The organism is Burkholderia sp. ZZQ-2, from assembly GCF_050768715.1.
GTDB lineage: Bacteria > Pseudomonadota > Gammaproteobacteria > Burkholderiales > Burkholderiaceae > Burkholderia > Burkholderia cepacia.
The window spans coordinates 1-14,146 of sequence record NZ_LDVA01000023.1 but is presented as its reverse complement, the minus strand read 5'-3'; the positions used below and the strand labels follow the sequence as shown (position 1 = coordinate 14,146).

General features: G+C 68.3%; 10 protein-coding genes. 8 read left to right on the top strand and 2 right to left on the bottom strand.

The window, feature by feature from the left end:
• The coding region (locus ABY44_RS00390) for an IclR family transcriptional regulator (RefSeq protein ID WP_431640720.1) at positions 1-659 on the top strand (659 nt) is incomplete at its 5' end.
• A gap of 834 nt (positions 660-1,493) precedes the next feature.
• On the opposite strand, the gene ABY44_RS00385 is transcribed toward ABY44_RS00390, so the two are convergent.
• Positions 1,494-1,976, bottom strand: a complete 483-nt coding sequence (locus ABY44_RS00385; RefSeq protein WP_021159229.1) for an Lrp/AsnC family transcriptional regulator — start codon at positions 1,974-1,976, stop codon at positions 1,494-1,496.
• Positions 1,977-2,260: 284 nt separating this feature from the next.
• On the opposite strand from ABY44_RS00385, the gene ABY44_RS00380 reads away from it, so the two are divergent.
• The 4 genes from ABY44_RS00380 to ABY44_RS00365 all read left to right on the top strand — a co-directional run bounded on the left by ABY44_RS00380 (position 2,261) and on the right by ABY44_RS00365 (position 6,840).
• Positions 2,261-2,905, top strand: a complete 645-nt coding sequence (locus ABY44_RS00380; RefSeq protein WP_060171008.1) for a LysE family translocator — start codon at positions 2,261-2,263, stop codon at positions 2,903-2,905.
• Between the two features lie 121 nt (positions 2,906-3,026).
• Positions 3,027-4,202 carry a voltage-gated potassium channel protein gene (gene kch / locus ABY44_RS00375; RefSeq protein WP_060171010.1) on the top strand — a complete coding sequence of 392 codons (1,176 nt, stop codon included), beginning with the start codon at positions 3,027-3,029 and terminating at the stop codon, positions 4,200-4,202.
• Between the two features lie 77 nt (positions 4,203-4,279).
• The gene (locus tag ABY44_RS00370; RefSeq protein WP_060171011.1) at positions 4,280-4,711 is read left to right on the top strand and encodes a YqaA family protein; all 432 of its coding nucleotides are present in this window, start codon (positions 4,280-4,282) and stop codon (positions 4,709-4,711) included.
• A gap of 137 nt (positions 4,712-4,848) precedes the next feature.
• Positions 4,849-6,840 (top strand): methyl-accepting chemotaxis protein, encoded by a 1,992-nt coding sequence (locus ABY44_RS00365; RefSeq protein WP_060171014.1) that lies wholly within the window; start codon positions 4,849-4,851, stop codon positions 6,838-6,840.
• A 37-nt stretch (positions 6,841-6,877) separates the two neighbouring features.
• On the opposite strand, the gene ABY44_RS00360 is transcribed toward ABY44_RS00365, so the two are convergent.
• On the bottom strand, positions 6,878-8,530 hold the full coding sequence (locus ABY44_RS00360) for an acyl-CoA synthetase (protein ID WP_027791494.1): 1,653 nt from the start codon (positions 8,528-8,530) through the stop codon (positions 6,878-6,880).
• Positions 8,531-8,698: 168 nt separating this feature from the next.
• On the opposite strand from ABY44_RS00360, the gene ABY44_RS00355 reads away from it, so the two are divergent.
• The 3 genes from ABY44_RS00355 (at position 8,699) to ABY44_RS00345 (ending at position 14,137) form a co-directional block, all read left to right on the top strand.
• A complete protein-coding gene (locus tag ABY44_RS00355; RefSeq protein WP_027791493.1) occupies positions 8,699-9,454 on the top strand; it encodes a Crp/Fnr family transcriptional regulator in 756 nt (251 codons plus the stop codon).
• 239 nt (positions 9,455-9,693) lie between these two features.
• A complete protein-coding gene (locus ABY44_RS00350; protein WP_059694977.1) occupies positions 9,694-12,861 on the top strand; it encodes an efflux RND transporter permease subunit in 3,168 nt (1,055 codons plus the stop codon).
• Between the two features lie 46 nt (positions 12,862-12,907).
• A complete protein-coding gene (locus tag ABY44_RS00345; RefSeq protein ID WP_060171016.1) occupies positions 12,908-14,137 on the top strand; it encodes an efflux RND transporter periplasmic adaptor subunit in 1,230 nt (409 codons plus the stop codon).
• The last annotated feature ends 9 nt before the right edge of the window (positions 14,138-14,146 follow it).

The window sequence follows — 14,146 nt, the reverse complement described above, 5'->3', positions numbered from 1 at the left end:
GGATGCCGGCCGCGAAGGCTTTTCCGCATCTCGTCAGCCTGCAGAAGATCGGCCTGCTGAGCCGCGACGACGCCGGCTGCTTCGGCGGCGGCCCGCTCGGGCAGGCGCTCGGCCTGATCGCGATGCAGCGCGTGTCGCCGACGCGCGACGCGGAAGCCGAGATCGTCGCGCTGGCCGGCGCGACCGACATGAGCGTGGCGGCCGCGACGCTCGGGCCGCTCGGCCCGACGGTGATCCGCCTCGAGGAATCGGCGCGGCCGCAGCACGTGAGCCTTCAGGTCGGCACCGTGATGTCGCTCGTCAATACGGCGATCGGCCGGATTTTCGCGGCCGGCATGTCCGACGACGTGCTGGCCGACCTGCTCGCCGACGAGCCCGTGCGCCTCGCGGGCCGCATCGCCCCGCCGACCGACGACGCATTCCGGGCGCGGCTCGCGACGATCCGCGCGGACGCGCTCGATTTCGCGTTCGACGCGCCGGTGCCGGGCATCGGGACGGTCGCCGCGCCCGTGTTCGATCACACCGGCAGCATCCGGCTCGTGATCGCGATCATCGGTTCGTCGCGCGGCTTCCCGCGCGGGCCGGACAGCGATCTCGCGCAGGCGTTGCTCGCCGCGACGCGGCGGCTGTCGTGGCGGTTCGGGTGGATCGGCCCGTAAGCCGACGCCCGCTTCCGCCATCCTCCGCAGCGCCCGAATCCCCCTCTCTTGTTCGATGCGAGGCCGTGCCGGCACGGCCTCGTCGCGCCCGCACGACCGCGCCAAGGCATCCGATATTCATGTTGCGAAGCAGCAACACAAATTGTCAGTAATTCTCATATAACGAAATCGCATTTCACAAAGCGGAGGTGTTTCGCTATGATTAGGGTTATCCCTAACTCGCCACCTATATGGGGCTTCGTCATGCAAACGTCTAATGTCTCCGACCGTTCCACCGAATCCGCTGGCTGGCTCGCACGTGTGGGCGAGCTGATTGCAGAAGCTTGGGCACTCCACCTCGAGACCTGCGAAGTCATCGCTGAAGCACACGCACGCCTGCCGCGCTGAGCGGTACGACCGGCCAACAGCCGGCCGCACGATGCCGTCCTGATCCGCTTGCCCGGATGCGCGCCACAAGGCCGCGGCACCCGGCAACGCCTGGCGCGGCAAACAACGTGGAAACCGGCAAGAGTTGCCCCGGTTGAATGCGCTCCCGGTGCCGGGAGCGTGTCGAGGTCGCTTTGAAGCCGATGCCGGCGCCAATCCGCGTCGACGCGGTATCGAATCGGCTTCGGCGCGGTTCTGTCTGACGGTTGCCCGGGCGGGCAGCCGTTATCCAGCCAGCACGTGGGTAGTCCGGACCATCGCGGACGGAAGATTCATCCGCGTTGCCGGCCGCGGTACCGAACCGCGCCGCGCGCCTTGTCCTCCGTCCGATCGCCGGCTTTCTCCGCGCATACGCGCAGCCACAAGCGCCGTCGTTTCAACGACGGCCGCATCTCACCCCTGTCTTCCTCACACCTGAATCGACGGCACGTCCTTCATGCAGCGCAGCGCAAACATCGAGCGGCTGTGACGGATGCTCGAAATCTTGTACAGCTTTTCTCGCAGGAAGCGCTCGTAGCCGGCCGTGCCGTCCACCGCGACCTTGATCCAGTAGTCGTACTCGCCCGACACCAGATACGCCTCGAGCACCTCGGGCAGCGCGGCGAGCTCCTCGCCGAAGCGGGCGAGCGCGTCGTCCTCGTGGCGATCGAGCGTGACTTCGAGGATCACGATGTCCGCATAACCCAGCTTCCGCTGGTTGACGAGCGCGACATAACCGTCGATGTAGCCGTCCACCTCGAGTTGCCGTGTGCGGTTCCAGCACGCGGTGGTCGACATGCCGATCTGTTCGGCCAGTTCGGCGTTCGACAGGCGCGCATTTTTCTGCAGTGCACCCAGGATCTTGCGGTCCTGGCTGTCGAGCGTTTTCGGCGAGCGTTCACGTGTGGCCATGGCAGGAAGAATCTTCTACTGAAAAGCGCGATTCTATCTGAACGACATTCCGGATTTGTGTCGGTTTGTGTGGAAATGCGGAAGCCTTTTAATCCGGCCCCTTGATATATTTTCCCCATGCCTGTTGTCCGGCACGCTCCCCGCGACAACCCCTTCGCAGCGGGACGCACGGCCGCAATCACGAGTTGCGGTGCCGGCCAGCAGGCATGCGATTCCCCGCCGCCCGCGCGCCTATCCGGCCGCGCGGCTTCGGCGCCCGTGTTCCTGTTCCTGCCCTACCCGTCATGTCGTTCAGGCTTTACCTCTCGTTTCTCGCTGCTTCCGCCGTTCTCGTCTACGCTCCCGGCCCCGTCAACCTCCTCACCATGAACCACGCACTGCGCGCCGGCTGGCGCCGCGCGCTGCCGTGCGTCTGGGGCGGCACGCTCGCCGTGCTGCTGCAACTCGCGCTGACCGCGCTGTGCCTGAATTCGCTCGTGCATCTCGACGAGCGCGCGCTGACCGTGCTGCGCTGGGCCGGCGCAGCCTACCTCGTCTGGCTCGGCTGCAAGCAATGGCTCAGCCACACGCCGGCCGGCGCGCCCGCTACGGCCGGGCCCGCCGGGACGGCAACGCCGGAGGCCGACTCGCACCGCGCGCTGTTCTGGCGCGGCCTCGCGACCTCGGGGCTGAATCCGAAAACGCTGCTGTTCTTCCCGTCGTTCTTCCCGCAGTTCATCGTCCCGGACGCCGACTGGAGCCTGAACCAGCAGTTCCTGCTGCTCTCGGCGACCTTCGCGGTGCTGTTCGCGGGCGGCGTCGCGTCGATGGCGCTGTTCTCGCACCGGCTGAGCCGCGCGCTGCAGCGGCCCGCGCGGATGCGCGCGATGAACCGCGTCACGGGCGGGCTGCTCGTCGGGATGGGCGCGATCATGGCCGGCTGGAACTGAACGGCCGCCGCTGCGCGCGTCGTCGCCACCGCCGCCGGGCCCCGCGAAAAAGCAGCCGATCGCGGAATGCTTTAGGGTAGCGCCTGGTTCGTTGGACATGCCCGGCCTGCCGGGCGACTGAATGAAGCACGTCACTACCCGCCTGCGGCGCCTGTTCGCGCCGATCGGCCTGCATTGGTATCTCGCCCTTCTCCTCGCGCTCGATGCACTGATGGTGCTGCGCCCGGTCGTCGACAACGCGAAGCTCGGCCGCCACGGTGCGTGGCTCGCCGATGCGCTGAACCTCGTCGACAACGCGGGGCTCGTCGTGCTGCCGCAGGTCGTGATCGCGGCCGGCCTCGCGACCATGGCCATCGGCATCTTGCTGCGTGCGCGCGTCGCGTGGGTGCTGTCGATCCTGCTGCTGGTCGCAGCCGCCGCGCTCAGCGCACTCGGCGGCTATCCGAGCCACGGCGTGTTCGCCTACACGGCCGTGCTGGTCGTCGCGCTGCTTTATTACTGGCGGCATTTCGACCGCGCGAGCATCGCCGCGAGCAGCCTGTTCGCGTTGCTGAGCATCGTGTCGCTGCTGATCTACGCCACCTTCGGCGTGCTGTATCTCGGCGACGAATTCACGCCGCCCGTCCACGACCTCGCCACCGCCGTCTATTTCTCGATCGTGTCGATGTCGACGGTCGGCTACGGCGACATCGTTCCGCACGCGCCGACCGCGCGCCTGTTCACCGCCTCGGTGATCGTGCTCGGCATCACGGTGTTCGCGACGTCGATCAGCGCGGTCGCCGGCCCCGTGATCGGCGGCAATCTGAAACGGATCGTCAAGGGAGGCATTTCGAACGTGATCCGCAAGCATCATTTCCTGATCGTCGGCGCGACGCCCGTCGCGCATGCGGTACACGACGGGCTGCGCAAGCGCGGCTACGCGGTGACCGTCGTCGTGCCGGCCGGCGTCGAGCACAACTACGCGGCGGCGACCGACCTGATCGTCGGCGACGCGACCGACCATGCGGTGCTGGAAAGCGCCGGCGCGGCGACCGCGCGCGCGGTGCTCGCGCTGCGCTCCGACGACGCCGAGAACGCGTTCATCATCCTCGCGATCCGCGAGATCGCGCCGTCGGTGCGCACGGTCGCGCTCGTGAACCAGCAGCGCAACCTCGAACGGCTGCGCCTGTTGAAGCCCGACATGGTGTTTTCGCCGCAGCAACTCGCGGGCGAACTGCTCGCGAGCACGCTCAACGACGAACCGGTCGACAAGTCGATGATCTCGCACCTGCTGTTCGGCACGGCCGATGCCGCATGACCTGTCGGGCCCGTGACCGCATGGCCTCGTGACCGCATGACCCGCGGCGGCCGGCATGCGCCCGGTACAATCGCGCGATGTCCGAATTGCTCACTTACGGCGGCCTGTTCGCCGTGTCGATGGTCGCCGCGACCCTGTTCCCGCTCCAGTCCGAAGCCGTGCTCGCCGGCCTGCTGCTCGCCGGGCGCGAACCCGTATGGGCGCTGGTGCTCGTCGCGAGCGTCGGCAACGTCGCCGGCTCCGCGATCAACTGGGCGCTCGGGCGCGGCATCGAGCACTTCCGCGCGCGCCGCTGGTTTCCCGTCAAGCCCGCCGCGCTCGCACGCGCCGAGCGCTGGTATGCGCGCTACGGCCGCTGGTCGCTGCTGCTTAGCTGGGCGCCCGTGATCGGCGATCCGCTGACGATGATCGCCGGCGTGCTGCGCGAGCCGCTGCCGAGCTTTCTCGCGATCGTGACGATCGCGAAGGTCAGCCGTTACCTGGCCGTCGCGTGGCTCGTCACGCACTGACAGCCGCGTTCCCGCCGCACCTGCCGGCGTCGCCATCGACGACGCGCCGCTAAAGAATTCGCCGCTGCTGCCGTATTAAGGTCGATCAGCGGTGACGCGTGCGTTCCGCCCCTCTCCCTCCCCACTCAGGAAGTTTCATGAGATTGACCCAATTGGGCCGGGTGAGCGTCGGCGCGCGTCTTGCCGCGCTGGCGTGCGCGCTCGTCGCCCTGCTGTTTACCGTGTTCGCATGGACGCTCGCCCATTTCGCCGGCCGGCAACTCGCCGAAGAGGCGCACCTGCGGATCGCCGACAACGAGCAGTCGATCCGCGCGATGGTCGACCTGTTCGACAAGGCGCTGACCGCCGAAGCCGATCGCTCGATGTCGCTGTTCGCGAGCTTCCTGCCGGCCGAGTTCTCGATCGACCCGGCGCGCACCGTCGACATCGGCGGCGTCGCCGCGCCGACGCTCCTCGCGGGCGGCCAGCCGCTCGACCTCGACTATTCGATTCCCGACCAGTTCCTGAAGAAAAGCGGCGCGATCGCGACGATCTTCGCGCGCGACGGCGACGATTTCGTGCGCATCACGACATCGCTGAAGAAGCAGGACGGCGCGCGCGCCGTCGGCACGAAGCTCGACCGTGCGGGCCCCGCGTACGCCCCGCTCGTCGCCGGACGCGTGTACACGGGCCTCGCGAAGCTGTTCGGGCGGCCGTACATCACGCAATACAAGCCGGTGACCGATGCGACCGGCCGCGTGATCGGCGCGCTGTTCGTCGGCCTCGACATCAGCGCCGAACTCAAGCTCGTCGAGAACGGCATCCGCTCGCTGAAGATCGGCAGCAACGGCTATTACTTCGTGCTCGACGCATCGCAGGGCCCGTCGCGCGGCACCTTCGTCGTGCATCCCGATGCGGCCGGCGCGCCTGCCGACGACACGCGCGCGCCGTACGCGCAGATGCTCGCGGCCGGCGCGGGACAGCTCGCATACACGTCGACCGACCCGGCCGCGCACGACAGCGGGCCCACCGCGAAATTCGTGTCGTTCACGACGATTCCGCAGTGGCAGTGGCTCGTCGGCGGCATTGCGCTCGACGACGAACTGCTCGCCGGCATGCGCGCCACCCGCAACCGCTTCCTGATGATCGGCGCGTTGCTCGTCGCGGCGTTCGCGACGCTGTTCGTCATCGTGGTGCGCCGTGTCGTGAGCCGGCCGCTCGATGCGGCGGCACGCGCTTCCGAGCGTTATGCGGCGGGCGATCTCAGCGTGCGCATCCGCGATGACGCAGCCATGCGCGGCAACGCGGGCCACGCCGGCAATGACGAGATCGGTCGGCTCGTACAGGCCGTCGACGGGATCGGCGACGGCCTCGCCCGGATCGTCGAGCAGGTGCGCAACAGCTCGGCCGACATCGCGCGCGGCACCGTCGACATCGCGGCCGGCAGCGGCGACATGGCCGCGCGGATCGCGACGCAGGCGAGCAGCGTCGAACAGACCGCGGCCAGCATGGAGCAGATCACCGCCGCCGTGCAGCAGAGCGCCGAGCACGCGGCGCAGGCCAACGCGCTGGTCGCCCACGCGTCGGCCGCCGCGACGAACGGCGACGCCGCGGTGCAGCGCGTGGTCGCGACGATGGACGACATCGGCCGCGCAACGCGCCGGATCGCCGAGATCACGGGCACGATCGAGGGCATCGCGTTCCAGACCAACATCCTGGCGCTGAACGCGGCCGTCGAGGCCGCGCGCGCGGGCGAACACGGCAAGGGCTTCGCGGTGGTCGCGGCCGAGGTGCGCACGCTCGCGCAGCGCAGCGCGGCTGCTGTGAAGGAGATCGACACGCTGAGCGCAGAATCGTCGACGACCGTCGAACAGGGTTACCGGATCGCGGACGCCGCGCGCGGCACGATGCGTGACATCGTCGCGCGCGTCGACCAGGTCAGCACGCTGATCGGCGAGATCAGCGCCGCGTCGCGCGAACAATCGACCGGCATCGAACAGGTGAACCTGGCCGTCACGCAGATCGGCGACGCGACGCAGCGGAATGCCTCGCTGATCTCGGACGCCGAACGCGCGGCCGTCGCGCTGCGCGACCAGGCCGCGCAGCTGGCCGATGCGGTCAGCGTGTTCCGCCTCGAGCGGGACGCGTGACCGGAGACGGACGATCGGCCAGGGCCGGGCGGCTCGCCTACTTCTTGTCGCCCGCCAGGTCGATCGCCTTGTCCGAGCCGACCGCGTTGCGCAGCTGGAATTTCTGGATCTTGCCGGTCGACGTCTTCGGCAGCTCGCCGAACCGCACGACCTTCGGCACCTTGAAGCCCGCGAGCAACTGCCGGCAATGCGCGACGATCTCCGCTTCGGTTGCGCTCGCGCCTTCGCGCAGCTCGACGAACGCGCACGGCACCTCGCCCCATTTCGGGTCGGGCATCGCGACGACGGCGGCGACCGCCACGGCCGGATGCCGGTACAGCGCATCCTCGACCTCGATGCTCGAGATGTTCTCGCCGCCCGAGATGATGATGTCCTTCTTGCGATCCTTGATCCGGATATAGCCGTCCGGCGTCAGCACCGCGAGATCGCCGGTATGGAACCAGCCGCCGTGGAACGCGTCGTCGGTCGCCTTCGGGTTCTTCAGGTAGCCCTTCATGCAGATGTTGCCGCGGAACATGATCTCGCCGAGCGTCTCGCCGTCGGCCGGCACCGGCGCCATCGTGTCGGGATCGAGCACCGTCGCGCCCGCTTCCAGGTGGTAGCGCACGCCCTGGCGCGCATTGAGCCGCGCACGCTCCTCATCGGGCAGTTCCTCCCAATGCGCCTGCTTCGCGCACACGGTCGCCGGGCCGTAGACCTCGGTCAGCCCGTACACGTGCAGCAGGTCGAAGCCGATCTCCTTCATCTTCGCGATCACGGCCGGCGCGGGCGCCGCGCCCGCCACCATCGCGTGTACCGTGTGGTCGATGCCGGCGCGGAATTCGGCCGGCGCGTTCGCGATCGCGCTCTGCACGATCGGCGCGCCGCAGTAGTGCGTGATGCGTTCGCGGCGAATCAGGTCGAACACCGTCTTCGCGTCGAACTTGCGCAGGCAGACGTTCACGCCCGCGCGTGCCGCGACGGCCCACGGGAAGCACCAGCCGTTGCAGTGGAACATCGGCAGCGTCCACAGGTAGACGGCGTGCTTCGGCATGTCCCATTCGAGGATGTTGCTGATCGCCGCGAGATACGCGCCGCGATGGTGGTAGACGACGCCCTTCGGATCGCCGGTCGTGCCGGACGTGTAGTTCAGCGCGATCGCGTCCCATTCGTCGGCGGGCGGGGTCCACGCGTAGTCGGCGTCGCCGCTTGCCACGAGCGCCTCGTAGTCGGTCGCGCCCGCGAAGCGGGCGGGGTCCGCCGGCATCGCATCGGCCACGCTGACGATCTTCAGGCCCGGCACCTCGAGCGCCGCGCGATGCGCGAATTCCGCATACTCGGTGTCGACGATCAGCACCTTCGCCTCGCCGTGGCGCAGCATGAACAGCACCGACGACACGTCGAGCCGCGTGTTGATCGTGTTCAGCACGGCGCCGGCCATCGGCACGCCGAAGTGCGCCTCGACCATCGCCGGGATGTTCGGCAGCATCGCCGCGACCGTGTCGCCGCGGCCGACGCCGAGCCGCGCGAGCGCGCTCGCCAGCTGCTTCGCGCGCGAGTAGGTCTCGCCCCAGGTGCGCCGCACGTCGCCGTGCACGATCGCAAGGCGCTCGCCGTAGACCTCGGCCGTCCTGACCAGGAAGTCGATCGGGGTGAGCGGCACGTAATTGGCGTCGCGGCGGCCGAGTCCGGCCTCGAACATCTGCGTCATGATCCTGTCTCCCGTGTTCTGTCGACCGGGGCGCTTCCACCCCGGATCGTTTTGATGTGGTTCAATTGCCGACAGCCTAACGGGCGCTATTGTGAGCCGTCTGTCATCGAAACGACAGAGTGCCTTTCCCGCGCTGCGCGTTATCCCTATCCTCGCAAACCCGCACCCATGCACGACCCTCTCGCCGCCCCGCCCGACGCGCCCGCCCACCCGGCCGACGCCCTTTCCGCACCGGGCCCGCTGCCGGCGCTGTCCACGCTGTTCGGCCAGTGCGCGTGGTTCCGCACGCTCGCGCCCGAACACCAGGCGCTCGTGCTCGCGCAATCGCGCGTCGAGCAGTGCGAGGCCGGCGACGTGATCGCCCATCGGCTCGCGCCGTCCGAATACTGGATCGGCGTGCATCGCGGGCTGCTGAAGCTCGCGATCTTCAATGCGTCCGGGCGCGGCTGCACGTTCTCCGGCGTGCCGTCGGGCGGCTGGTTCGGCGAAGGCAGCGTGATCAAGCGCGAACTGCGCAAGTACGAGGTCGTCGCGATCCAGCGCTCGACCGTGCTGTTCGTGCCGGTCGACACGTTCCACGCGCTGCTCGACACGAGCCTGCCGTTCACGCGCTTCGTGATTCATCAGTTGAACAACCGGATGGGCGAATTCATCGCGTCGATCCAGAACAGCCGGCTGCTGGACGTCGACGCACGCGTCGCGCAGTCGCTCGCGCAGTTGTTCAATCCCGACCTGTACCCGGACACCGGCCCGTCGCTGTCGATCTCGCAGGAGGAACTGGGGATGCTCGTCGGCGTGTCGCGGCAGCGGATCAACCAGGCGCTGCAGCAGCTCGAGAAACTCGGCGTGCTGCGGCTCGCGTACAACCAGATCGAGGTCGTCGATCTGGGTGCGCTCGCGCGTGTCGGGATGGAGCAGATCTGAGCGCGGGCCCATGAGCGGAACCGCCGCAGGTGCAGCCGGCCCGTCCGGTATCGCGACCGTTTTGCGGCCGTTTTGCGGCCGGCGCGCCGCGCGGCGTTTCCTCTGCCGAATCGGCGCCGGGCCGCCCCGCCGCAACCTGACAATTCCGCCAGTTTCGTGACAGTAACCCGTTCCACGCCGACGCCTATCATGCGGGTTCCCTTCACCGACGCCTGATCACCGCCTGTCCCGCTGCCTCCATGTGGATCGTCAATCTTGCGCTCAGGCGCCCCTACACGTTCATCGTCATGGCCATCATGATCGTGCTGGCCACCCCGCTTGCGCTGATGCGCACGCCGGTCGACGTGCTGCCCGCGATCAACATCCCCGTGATCAGCGTCATCTGGAATTACAGCGGCTTCTCCGCGACGGAGATGACGAACCGCATCACGTCCGTGCATGAGCGGATCCTGACGACGACCGTCAACAACATCCAGCACGTCGAATCGACGTCGCTGCCCGGCATCGCGGTCGTGAAGGTGTTCCTGCAACCGGGCGCGAACGTGCAGACGGCGATCGCGCAGACGGTCTCGTCCGCGCAGGCGATCGTGCGGCAGATGCCGCAGGGCGCGACACCGCCGCTCGTGATCACCTATTCGGCCTCGAGCATCCCGGTGATCCAGCTCGGGCTGTCGAGCAAGACGCTCAGCGAACAGTCGCTCGCCGACATCGCGCTCAACTTCCTGCGCCCGCAGCTGATCACGGTGCCGGGCGTGCAGATCCCGTTCCCGTACGGCGGCCGCACGCGCGTGGTCGCGATCGACCTCGATCCGCAGGCGCTGCTCGCGAAGGGGCTCACGCCCGCCGACATCGTCAACGCGGTCAACGCCCAGAACCTCGTGCTGCCGACCGGCACCGCGAAGATGGGCCAGACCGAATACCGGATCGACACAAACGCGTCGGCCGATACGGTCGCCGACATCAACAACCTGCCGGTCCAGACCGTCAACGGCGCGACGACCTATCTGCGCGAGGTCGCATCGGTACGCGACGGCTTCGCGCCGCAGACCAACGTCGTGCGCCAGAACGGCCAGCGCGGCGTGCTCATCTCGATCCTGAAAAGCGGCGACGCGTCGACGCTCAAGGTCGTGTCGGACCTGAAGGCGCTGCTGCCGAAGGTGATCCCGACGCTGCCCGAAGGGCTCACGATCACGCCGCTGTTCGACCAGTCGGTGTTCGTCGACGCGGCCGTCCAGGGCGTGATCCACGAAGCGCTGATCGCCGCCGTGCTGACCGCGATGATGATCCTGCTGTTCCTCGGCAACTGGCGCAGCACGCTGATCATCGCGATCTCGATTCCGCTGTCGATCTTCACGTCGCTGATCGCGCTGTCCGCGCTCGGCGAGACCATCAACATCATGACGCTCGGCGGGCTCGCGCTCGCGGTCGGGATCCTGGTCGACGATGCGACGGTGACGATCGAGAACATCGAGCGGCACCTGCATCTCGGCACGAACCTGCACGACGCGATCCTCGAAGGCGCCGGCGAGATCGCGGTGCCCGCGTTCGTGTCGACGCTGTGCATCTGCATCGTGTTCGTGCCGATGTTCTTCCTCACGGGCGTCGCGCGTTTCCTGTTCGTGCCGCTCGCGGAAGCCGTCGTGTTCGCGATGCTCGCGTCGTACGTGCTGTCGCGCACGCTCGTGCCGACGCTCGCGATGCTGCTGTTCCGCCCGCAGCAGGCGAGCGCCGGCCCGGATCGTTCGACGTCGCGCTTCGCACGCATCCATCACGCGTTCAACGAAGCGTTCGAGCGGCTGCGCGCGTGGTACATCGTGCTGCTCAGCATCCTGCTGGTGCGCCGCCGCTTCTACGCGACGTGCTTCCTCGGCTTCTGCGTGCTGTCGACCGGCCTCGTATTCGTGCTCGGCCGCGACTTCTTCCCGAACGCCGATTCGGGCAACATCCGCCTGCACATGCGCGCGCCGACCGGCTACCGGATCGAGGAAACCGCGCGCCTCGCCGACCAGGTCGAGCGCGTGATCCGCGAAACCGTGCCGCCCGACGAGCTCGGCGCGATCGTCGACAACCTCGGCCTCCCAGTGAGCGGCATCAACCTGTCGTACAGCAACGCCGGCACGATCGGCACGCTCGACGGCGAGCTGCTGATCGCGCTGAAGCCCGGCCACCGCGCGACCCAGCATTACGTGCAGGCACTGCGCACGGTGCTGCCCGAGCGCTTCCCGGGCGTCGAGTTCTTCTTCCAGCCGTCGGACATCATCACGCAGATCCTCAACTTCGGCCAACCGGCCGCGATCGACCTGCAGGTGCTCGGCAACGATCTCGCGAGTAACATGACTATCGCGAGCAGCCTGATGAAAAAGTTCAGGCAAATCCCCGGCGCCGTCGACGTGCACGTGCTGCAACGCAACGACGAGCCGACCCTGCTGGCCGACATGGACCGTACGCGCATGCAGCAGCTCAATCTTTCCGCGCAGAACGTCGCGCAGAACATGCTGATCTCCCTGTCCGGCAGCTCGCAGACGACGCCGTCGTTCTGGATCAACCCGCGCACCGGCGTCCAGTACCCGCTGCAGATCCAGACCCCGCAATACAGCATCTCGTCGGTCGACGACCTGCTCGGCACGCCGATCTCGGCGAGCGGCCGCACGGGCATGCCGCTGCAACTGCTCGGCAACCTCGTGCAGGTGCGCAGCACCGCGAACCCGGCCGTGATCACGCACTACAACATCCGCCCGGCGATCGACGTGTACGTGAGCGTCGAGGGCCGCGACCTCGGCGCAGTCGCGGGCGAGATCGACCGCATCGTGTCGGACGCACGCGCGACGCTGCCGCGCGGCACCGAACTGACGATGCGCGGCCAGATCGAGACGATGCGCACGTCGTACCTCGGCCTCGGCGCGGGCGTCGCGATGGCGATCGTGCTCGTCTACCTGCTGATCGTCGTCAATTTCCAGTCGTGGCTCGACCCGCTGATCATCATCAGCGCGATGCCGGCCGCGCTCGCCGGCATCGTGTGGATGCTGTTCATCACCGGCACGCACCTGAGCGTGCCCGCGCTGACGGGCGCGATCATGACAGTGGGCGTCGCGACCGCGAACAGCATCCTGGTCGTGTCGTTCGCGCGCCAGCGTCTCGAAGCCGGCGCACCGCCGCTCACGGCCGCGCTGGAGGCCGGCGCGACGCGGATCCGGCCGGTGCTGATGACGGCGCTCGCGATGATCATCGGGATGGTGCCGATGGCGCTCGGTCTCGGCGAAGGCGCCGAGCAGAACGCGCCGCTGGGCCGCGCGGTGATCGGCGGGCTGCTGTTCGCGACCGTTTCGACGCTGCTGTTCGTGCCGCTCGTGTTCGGCGGCGTGCATGCGCGGCTGGCCCGCCGGCGCGCGCGCCAGACCGGACACTGACTTTCGTCCCCTTTCGTCCCACTACCCGGTTGAATTGGTTGAATTCATGGAAGAGAAACATCACAGCGCCGTCGGCATCCAGGTGGACGAACACGGCATGCACCTGCCGACACGCACGTCGGTGTCGCGACGCGGACGCATCGTCCTGATCGTGATCGGCGTGCTGCTGGCCGCCGGCGCCGCGCGCACGATCGTCGTCAACGTGCTGAACCGCAACCGGCTCGACACGGTCGCCGAGCAGAACACGCGCCAGTACGTGACCATCGCGCATCCGGTCGATGCGGCCACCGGCGGCAAGCTGTCGCTGCCCGGCACGCTGCGCGGCTTCGTCGAGGCGCCGATCTATGCACGCGCGAGCGGCTACGTGCTGCGCTGGCAGGCCGACATCGGCGCGCACGTGAAGCAGGGCCAGGTGCTCGCCGAACTCGACACGCCCGAGCTGAACCAGGAACTCGCGCAGGCCACCGCGCAGCGCCAGCAGGCGCAAGCCGCGCTCGCGCTCGCGAAGACGTCGTTCGACCGCGCGCAGCAGTTGCGCCAGCGCGATGCCGTCTCGCAGCAGGAACTCGACGACCGGCAAGGCGCGTTCAACCAGGGCACCGCGAACCTCGCCGCGGCCGACGCGAACATGCGCCGCCTCACCGAGCTGAAAGGCTTCCAGCGGATCGTCGCGCCGATCGACGGGATCGTCACGCAGCGCAACGTCGACGTCGGCGATCTCGTCAGCTCCGGCAACGCGGGGCGTTCGCTGTTCACGGTCGTGCAGGCCGACCGGCTGCGCCTCTACGTGCAGGTGCCGCAGGCGTACGCGCAGCAGGTGAAGGTCGGCCAGCACGTGAGCGTCGCGCAGGCCGAGCTGCCGGGCCGGACGTTCGACGGGACGATCACGCGCACGTCCGAGGCGATCGACGTCGCGACGCGCTCGCTGCAGATCGAGATCACGCTGCCGAACCCGGACGGGCGGCTGCTGCCCGGCGCCTACGTGCAGGCCACGTTGCCGATGACGCCGGTCGGCCGCCTGCAGGTGCCGGCCAATACGTTGCTGTTCCGCGCCGAAGGCCCGACGGTCGCGACGGTCGATGCGAACGGCCAGGTGCGCCTGAAACAGGTGACGGTCGTACGCACGATCGGGCAGACGCTCGAAGTCGACGGCCCGCTCACGCCGAACGACCGTCTCGTCACGAACCCCAGCGACGCGCTCGCCAACGGCGATCAGGTGATCATCTCGGCGCCGGCCGCGAAACCGGCATCGAGCGCTGCGGAGGCGAAGTCGTGATCGCGATGC

Bases quoted from the DNA above. Each gene is read 5' to 3' on its own strand.
- ABY44_RS00385 (WP_021159229.1), bottom strand. From the start codon at position 1,976: ATGGCCACACGTGAACGCTCGCCGAAAACGCTCGACAGCCAGGACCGC.
- ABY44_RS00380 (WP_060171008.1), top strand. From the start codon at position 2,261: ATGTCGTTCAGGCTTTACCTCTCGTTTCTCGCTGCTTCCGCCGTTCTC.
- kch (WP_060171010.1), top strand. From the start codon at position 3,027: ATGAAGCACGTCACTACCCGCCTGCGGCGCCTGTTCGCGCCGATCGGC.
- ABY44_RS00370 (WP_060171011.1), top strand. From the start codon at position 4,280: ATGTCCGAATTGCTCACTTACGGCGGCCTGTTCGCCGTGTCGATGGTC.
- ABY44_RS00365 (WP_060171014.1), top strand. From the start codon at position 4,849: ATGAGATTGACCCAATTGGGCCGGGTGAGCGTCGGCGCGCGTCTTGCC.
- ABY44_RS00360 (WP_027791494.1), bottom strand. From the start codon at position 8,530: ATGACGCAGATGTTCGAGGCCGGACTCGGCCGCCGCGACGCCAATTAC.
- ABY44_RS00355 (WP_027791493.1), top strand. From the start codon at position 8,699: ATGCACGACCCTCTCGCCGCCCCGCCCGACGCGCCCGCCCACCCGGCC.
- ABY44_RS00350 (WP_059694977.1), top strand. From the start codon at position 9,694: ATGTGGATCGTCAATCTTGCGCTCAGGCGCCCCTACACGTTCATCGTC.
- ABY44_RS00345 (WP_060171016.1), top strand. From the start codon at position 12,908: ATGGAAGAGAAACATCACAGCGCCGTCGGCATCCAGGTGGACGAACAC.